This is a genomic window from Gemmobacter serpentinus (genome assembly GCF_008973825.1).
Taxonomy (GTDB): domain Bacteria; phylum Pseudomonadota; class Alphaproteobacteria; order Rhodobacterales; family Rhodobacteraceae; genus Gemmobacter; species Gemmobacter serpentinus.
Map to the genome: position 1 here is coordinate 1 of NZ_WCHR01000036.1, position 6,461 is coordinate 6,461.

The 6,461-nt window shown below is 59.4% G+C and carries 8 protein-coding genes; 7 read left to right on the forward strand and 1 reads right to left on the reverse strand.

What is annotated here, in order from left to right; all coding sequences use genetic code 11:
• Positions 1 to 68 precede the first annotated feature (68 nt).
• From GBJ34_RS17465 to GBJ34_RS17475, 3 genes are all read left to right on the forward strand, one after another.
• Positions 69 to 1,568 (forward strand): DUF3825 domain-containing protein, encoded by a 1,500-nt coding sequence (locus tag GBJ34_RS17465; RefSeq protein WP_151720484.1) that lies wholly within the window; start codon positions 69 to 71, stop codon positions 1,566 to 1,568.
• A 77-nt stretch (positions 1,569 to 1,645) separates the two neighbouring features.
• Entirely contained in the window at positions 1,646 to 1,903 is a 258-nt protein-coding gene (locus GBJ34_RS17470; protein ID WP_151720485.1) for an AbrB/MazE/SpoVT family DNA-binding domain-containing protein, read from the forward strand.
• On the forward strand, positions 1,903 to 2,235 hold the full coding sequence (locus tag GBJ34_RS17475) for a type II toxin-antitoxin system PemK/MazF family toxin (RefSeq protein WP_151720486.1): 333 nt from the start codon (positions 1,903 to 1,905) through the stop codon (positions 2,233 to 2,235). The genes GBJ34_RS17470 and GBJ34_RS17475 overlap by 1 nt, the downstream gene beginning before the upstream one ends.
• A gap of 34 nt (positions 2,236 to 2,269) precedes the next feature.
• Here GBJ34_RS17475 and mobQ read toward each other — a convergent pair whose 3' ends face one another.
• Positions 2,270 to 3,517 (reverse strand): MobQ family relaxase, encoded by a 1,248-nt coding sequence (mobQ, locus tag GBJ34_RS17480; RefSeq protein WP_151720487.1) that lies wholly within the window; start codon positions 3,515 to 3,517, stop codon positions 2,270 to 2,272.
• Between the two features lie 78 nt (positions 3,518 to 3,595).
• Here mobQ and GBJ34_RS17485 point away from each other — a divergent pair, with 78 nt between their 5' ends.
• From GBJ34_RS17485 to GBJ34_RS17500, 4 genes are all read left to right on the forward strand, one after another.
• Positions 3,596 to 3,937, forward strand: coding sequence for a hypothetical protein (locus GBJ34_RS17485; RefSeq protein ID WP_226341255.1), 342 nt, complete (start codon positions 3,596 to 3,598; stop codon positions 3,935 to 3,937).
• Entirely contained in the window at positions 3,934 to 4,512 is a 579-nt protein-coding gene (locus GBJ34_RS17490; RefSeq protein WP_151720489.1) for a hypothetical protein, read from the forward strand. Before GBJ34_RS17485 ends, GBJ34_RS17490 begins: the two co-directional genes overlap by 4 nt.
• A gap of 302 nt (positions 4,513 to 4,814) precedes the next feature.
• On the forward strand, positions 4,815 to 5,825 hold the full coding sequence (locus tag GBJ34_RS17495) for a replication initiator protein A (protein WP_151720490.1): 1,011 nt from the start codon (positions 4,815 to 4,817) through the stop codon (positions 5,823 to 5,825).
• A gap of 73 nt (positions 5,826 to 5,898) precedes the next feature.
• Positions 5,899 to 6,291 (forward strand): MerR family transcriptional regulator, encoded by a 393-nt coding sequence (locus GBJ34_RS17500; RefSeq protein WP_151720491.1) that lies wholly within the window; start codon positions 5,899 to 5,901, stop codon positions 6,289 to 6,291.
• The last annotated feature ends 170 nt before the right edge of the window (positions 6,292 to 6,461 follow it).

Genomic DNA, 6,461 nt, shown 5'->3' on the forward strand with positions numbered 1-6,461 from the left:
AATACACTTCCCACCCTCCTTGCTCCAAGCCGCTAGCCCTCAAGAGTGCAACGGCCCTTTGACAGGCAATGACTGTCTCCGTATCCGGGCATTTTGTCAGGGTCGGGATGCACGAGGGAAAACATATGTTGGGAAGGCTCGTCGAATGGGTATCTTCGGTATCTTCGGTAAAAGCAGCGGAAGCTCCGGCAAAAGCAGCGGAAGCAAATACGAAAAGTCAGGATCAAAAGGCACCTACGGAAAAGGTTACGGTAAGGGCAGCGCCGCCTCAAACGAACGCAAGTACCAACCCCGAACCGAAGCTCAGGCCCGTCGAGACGACAGAAAATTCAGCTGGTTCAAGTAAGGCCGCTGAAACACGCCTTTCGGCAGAAGTGAAGTTTTTCCAACCCTTTGATCGGGCAACAAAGTCTGGGGGATTTGGCTTCCTTCTGACCGAGGATGGGGACTTGTTCCTCCACCACACAGGCATCAAAGACGGAACCGTCCCTGAAAAAGGGGCGGTTTACGAGTATGACCTGGGAATTGACCAGAAAAAAGGCGGCCCAATCGCCATCAATGCTGCCCTGGTCCAGGCTGCAAAGACGCCGCCTCAGTCTGCAGTGGTAGACCCCGACACGAAGGATCTGTTCGAATGGGCCTTCATACCGCTCTTCAGTAGGGACACAACCAGCAAGGCGATCAGTGATCTGGCGGCTCTCGCGCTGAAAGAAGACTGGCGCTACCGCGAGAGCTCAAACGAGGAATTTGACGAGTTCGGCATTCTCAGGAGTTACATCAGGTTCACGTTCACACGGCTGCGCCATGAGACCGACAAACTGCCGCCGAACGAAGCTAAAATCGTTTCCAATGAACAGTTTGCCGTATTCAACACGGGGTTGGTTGACCGTTTCTATGAGCCAATCTACGCGTTCTTTGAACGCAACGACAGGCCATCCCAGCCACAGCCTTGGAAGTGGCGGTCATTCTGTGTCAGCGGGCAGGGGCCAGAAGGCAAGCTCCTGCATCAAACGTTCAAGCCTCTCCCGAAGGCAGCCAGCTACTTTACAAACATCGATGACCTGTACTTCGATGCGGATGCGTCTTTCGTTGAGGACGTCAACCATATCGTGCTCGATGGCATCAAGAGGGACCGGTACCCGCACGCCTTTTTGGATGACTATGCTGGCGGGTTTTCCGAAGAAGAATACAGAAAATCGCCTGCAGGGTATCTTGAGGCGATTGCTGACCGCCTTGATAAAGATGACGCCATGTTCCGCAGGTTCCGAAACAGGCTTTCCGACGCCATTTTATTGGCCAGGAAAAGGGTTAGCTGGAACTACCGCTCTGTTGTCCCTCAGTACTACCCACGACACAACAGGATGAGCTTTCTTCTTCCTTTGGCACTGCTGGACGATACCAAGATCGATGCAGCCTTGGTGGTTCAAAGCGAAAGGGTCGGGAACGAATCAAAGCTAAGTTATCAGGGATACACGATATTTCCTCTGACCTACGCGTACCGGAACGCTAGGCTGGTTGCAAAACCGATCAGCGACTGGCTGGACCCAGAAAGGATCCTCGGATCGTAGGATCAGCGTCCCCGCTTCCCTCTTGGTACGCCGCTCGCCTTGTGTTATACAAAAATATAACCCAAAGGTGGCATATCATGCATACAACAAATCTTCGCAAAGTTGGCGGTTCGGTCATGATGGCCGTTCCGCCTGCTCTGCTGGACCTTCTGCATATCGGAGCTGGAGCCAAGGTCGGGCTGGCCGTCGATAACGGGCGCCTGGTGGTCGATCCGCAGCCCCGCCCGCGCTACACGCTCGACGAGTTGCTGGCGCAGTGCGATGGCGCGGCCGATCTAACTGACGATGACCGCACCTGGCTCGATGACACGCCTACGGGCGACGAGCTGATTTGATGGAGCGCGGAGATATCTACATCGTGCCGTTGGACCCGACACAGGGCAACGAGCAGCAAGGCACGCGCCCTGTGCTGATCGTCTCGCCGGGGCCATTCAACCGGCTGACAGGCGTACCAGTGGTCCTGCCTATCACCCAGGGCGGCAACTTCGCCCGAACAGCGGGCTTCGCCGTCTCGTTGATGGGGGCTGGCACCAGTATTGTGGGCGTAGTGCGCTGTGATCAGCCACGCGCACTCGACATTCGCGCCCGAAAAGGCCGCAAAGTCGAAAGCATCCCTGTTGCGATCATGGATGAGGTTCTGGCCAAGCTGGCGACGATTCTCGAATGATCGACGCTGCGGCGCGGGCGAACGGCACCAAGACCTAAAGCTCGTGCCCCGGCCCTCGTTCGCGCCGAACCTCCGCTTCGTGTTCCTGCTCCAGCTCTTTGGCATGCAGCCGCTCAAGCCTCTGAGCTATGTCCTGCTCTTCCACTTCCCGGCCCTGCCGGATCGCCGCAAGGCGGGCAGCGATTTCGTCGTGGTCCAGCGCCTTCGAACCGGCGCGCAGACGGTCAGCCAGGCTCTGCGGGTCGGCGGGTTTGTCTGATGTCTTTTCGCTGATCTCTGAACGCTGATCCCCGATATCTGATCGCGCATCGCGCAATGCCCAAGCCTCGCGCATACGGGCGGCAAGATCCTGCGGGCGGTCGCGGTCATGCCCGCTGCCCTCATAGGCAAGCCCGGCTTCGGGCGGCTGTAACCTGTCCAGGACATGATCCCCCGCCCGCTCAAGCCAGGCCCGAACATGCCCGGCCAACTCCTGGGCAACACGCGCCACCTCGGCGGCATGGGCCTTGACCTCATGCCAGACGCGGACAGCGGCAACCTCCTGCCCGCGCTCCTTCAGCTGCCACGCGCCCGCCGACAACTGGGGCAGGGGCGGGCGGTCCAGCGCGACGGCCCGGACGGTATGTTCCAGCGCTTCGGCCTCGTTGCCCTGCTCCTGGGCGACGTGGGCCAGCCCCAGCGCCTCGATGCGCTGCGCCTCAAGTGTGCGGTGGTCGATCCGCTCGCCGTGGCCGGCCAGCTCCAGGGCAAGGTTGGCATCCTGCGCCCATGCCTCGCGCCACCCCTCCAGAACCTCGACGGCGTTCCAGTCGCGGTTCTTGGTGGTGAAGCCCTCGGCGGCGATCTCGCGGGTGGTCAGCAGGATATGGGCGTGGTGGTTGCGATCATCGCCTTCGCGCCCTGGCGCATGAAGGGCGATGTCAGCCACCATGCCCCGGTCCACGAACTGGCGCTGGCAGAAGTCGCGCACCAGCTCGACGCGCTGCCCGTGGTCCAGCTCGGCGGGCAAGGCCACCCGGATTTCGCGGGCCACCTGCGAATTCTTCCGGGTCTCGGCCGCCTCGACCGCGTTCCACAGCGCCGCCCGGTCCTGCGCCCATTCCGGCGCATGGGCAGGGGCGAGGATTTCAACGTGATCGACGCCGCTACGGGCGCGATAATCGAACGAAAGCCCGGTGCGGTGGTCCTCGATGTGGGACGCGCTGCGATAGGCCGCCGCCGCCGTGGCGCTGCGGCCAGCGGATCGCGAAATCATCGTGGCCCGAAGGTGGTAGATCGCCATTTTTGCGCGGTGCCTTAGCCGGGGTTCAAAGGGGAGTGCAGCGCCCCTTGCCCACACAAACGTGAAACGTTTGTATAAGTGGGCACTTCGTGTCTTGCAACCTTCCCCCATTCCGGACAAAAGCACAACCGGAACGAGCAACAGAGCGGCGAAATGGTGCGGACGATTGAACAACAGGTAGCAGAGGCTCAGGCAAAACTGGCCCGCCTCAAAACAAGGGCAAAGGCACAGGAAACCCGCCGCAAGATCATTGTCGGGGCCATCGTCACAACCGAAGCCTTGAAAGACCCCAAGATTGCCAAGTGGCTGGCCTCGACCCTTCGCAAGAACGCGACCAGGGAAGTCGATCAGAAGGAACTGGCGGGGCTTCTGGCTGACCTCGATGCCAAGGCAAAGATCGCTGGGGCAGGTGAAGCATGAGCGATGCCGAAGACAGTCGCCCCAAAGACTCCTTTGAGATTCTGGCCGACGAGCTGGCCCGCATGGGGCAGCAGATTGCGCACCTCCAACGAACCAGCCTCAACAAGACCGAGGCCGAAGCCCTGAACAAGCAACTTGTCCAGGGCGTGGCTTCGATGGCCCAGACCGGGCAAGCCCTCTATGAGGCTATTTCCGAGCGAATGGACCTGCGGATGGAAAAGCTGGCGATGGAAACCATCCTCGCCGCCACCGATGCCGCAAGCAGGGCCATTGAGAAAAGCCATGCGGAAACCAGATCCGCCGCCCGAGACTATGCCAAAGCCGCAGGAGAGGCACGCAGAGAGGCTTGGCGTTACTTCGGCGGGTTCTGGGTGTGGTTGGCATCGGTCGGCGCTGGCGGGGCCGTTCTGGGGCTTCTGGCGGCGTTTCTGATCATGGGCCGGGGCGATGCGCGCGAGTTCGGCCAATACCCCCGGGTCTACTGCTCCACAGCAGGCGGCCAAGTCGTTGAGCAGGACGACGGCAGCTCCTTCTGCGCCATCTGGATCGACCGCCCGTCTCAGTCTGGGGGATGACCTCTCCGCCACCCCTACCTCCTTCATGGCAAATCCATCGCTTGCCACCAGAGCAGGCGGTGGGCTGTCGGACCTGATACGGGCGAAAAGCCCTAGTGTTATTAGTGTTACCTACGGAGTAAGTTACGCCCCCCGCAACACATTAAAACCAATCAGGAAAACCCGGCTTTCGGTTCCGAAAGGGTCAAACTTTGGTTCCGAAAGGGTCAAACTTTGGTTCCGAAAGGGTCAAACCCGCTTCACATGACCAGAGGTTCCTGATAGGTCAAACATCAGAGTTCCCGAAAGGTCAAAGTCTTCGTATGAGTCTGCTGCCGGATCGCCACCCAAACCTTGATTTCTTTGTCCTCGACATCGCGGATGCGGTGCCGAAAGACGACATGGCATCGATGGAACACCCGCTGTTCTCGCTGGCGACGAAGCCGGACATGCGCCACCTCGAATATCGCAGCGGCGACAACGTCCTGAAAATCAGGCCATCGGGACTGGGCCTACCCACGATCTTCGACAAGGACATTCTGATCTTCACCATCAGCCAGCTGATGGCCCGCAAGAACCGGGGCGAACCCATTGGGGATACCGTGCGCTTCTCGGCGCGGGAGCTGTCCGTTGCGACCAACCGCCCGATCGGCGGCAACCACTACAAGCGCCTTGAAGACGCCTTTGCGCGCCTTCAAGGGGCGCAGTTCGTCACCAACATCAAGTCCGGCGGCAAGATCGAAACCCGCATCTTTTCACTAATCGACGAAGGCGGGTTCGTTCGGACCGACGACGAACGGTTCCGCCTGGACTACTGCGAGGTGAAGCTGTCGCGTTGGCTGATGAGGGCAATCGAGACGGACCAGGTGGTCACGATCTCGCACGACTACTTCCGCCTTCGCCGCCCGCTGGAACGGCGGCTGTATGAGATCGCCCGCAAGCATTGCGGCAGCTCCCCCAAATGGCAAATCAGCCTGACCAACCTTCAGAACAAGACGGGCAGCAACGCCCCGATCAAGCGCTTCCGCCATAACCTGCGCGAGATCATCAAAGCCGACGTGACTCCCTTCTATCGCTTCGAGATCGACGAGGCCGACCTGGTGACAGTGCGCCCTCGGGCCGTCCAGGTGGCGATTTCCCCGACCATCACAATCCCGGAATGGGCAGAAGAACAGGCCCGCACCCATGCCCGCTCACTCGGCTGGGATTACTACGTCATGCGATCCAACTGGCTGGCCTTTGCGCACGACGCCGCAGCCAAAGGGAACCCGCCGAAGAATGCAGGTGCTGCATTCGTGGCCTACTGTAAGAAGCAAGAGAACCTACGGGGCTGAGCATCGTCAGCAACACTGGACGGAAACAGGTAAACGGTTCACCATTACAGGACTGAGAACACTAGGAAACACTATGGTATACACCCTAGGTGAGGCCGCGAAAGCGACCGGAAAATCCAAGGCGACGATATCTAAAGCCATAAAAAATGGCCGCGTTTCCGCGCGCAAAGATGAAACAGGCACGTTTCACATTGATCCATCAGAACTACATCGAGTTTACCCGCCAACCGTTTCCAGTGAACACAAGGAAACCCCCACGAACACCCCTGAAAAAGCCGATATTGATGGGACTATCAGGGAGTTACAGGCACGTCTTGAAGCGGCGCATGAACGCCTGTCCGACAAGGAAACGGTCATAGCTGACCTGAGAGAGGATCGAGACCGCTGGCGGCAACAAGCAACAGCTCTCCTTGTCGATCATCGCCCCAACGCGGGCCTGTGGGCGCGGATATTTGGCAAGAGGTGATGCCTGCTGGACTGCCGACCCTAGACAAGAGCCGCAGCCGATGTTAGCTGGGTATACCGCTACTCCTACTACCAAATACACTTCCCACCCTCCTTGCTCCAAGCCGCTAGCCCTCAAGAGTGCAACGGCCCTTTGACAGGCAATGACTGTCTCCGTATCCGGGCATTTTG